Here is a 557-nt window from a genome sequence, read left to right on the forward strand (position 1 = left end):
GTCCCCTCGCCGCTCACTGCCAGCTGTCCCCTCGCCGCTCACTGCCAGCTGCACCAGATAGCGTCCCTCCCCCGTCTGCACGATGGAATCGATGCGGCCCTGCGCGCCGCCGCTGGCGACGACGTCCAGCGCATCGGCCGCCAGGATCACCGCTTCCGAGAACTGCAATTCATAGCGCAGGGTGCTGGCGCCATGGACGGGCGTATCGCGCGCCGTGATGCGACGGTCAGGGTCAAGGCCGCCGACGGCGCCCAGGGTCAAGGCCGCCGACGGCGCCCCGGGACCGTTCGCATTGCTGGCCACGGCCGTCACGCTGTGCCGGCCGTCGGCCAGCGGCGCCGACAGGCGGTAGCGCCATGCGCCGTCGGCGCCGGCCGTCACGCTGCCGACCAATTGGCCGTCGACGGACACGCTGACCGTGCTGCCGGCCTGCGCCGTGCCCGCAATGGCCGGCATGGCGTCGCGCGTGACGCCGTCCGTGGCGCTGCTGCCAGTGTCGGCGCCGGCCGCCAGGGCCAGCGAAGGGGCGCCGGGCGGCCGGGCATCGACGTCGAAGG

The 557-nt window shown here is 74.1% G+C and carries 1 protein-coding gene; it reads right to left on the reverse strand.

Going from position 1 to position 557, the window contains the following annotated elements; translation table 11 throughout:
• On the reverse strand, nucleotides 1-557 hold a 557-nt coding region (locus CBW50_RS29680; protein WP_216356432.1), incomplete at both ends, for an Ig-like domain-containing protein.

The organism is Janthinobacterium sp. GW458P (genome assembly GCF_002127585.1).
In the GTDB taxonomy this organism is placed as follows: Bacteria; Pseudomonadota; Gammaproteobacteria; order Burkholderiales; family Burkholderiaceae_D; genus Janthinobacterium.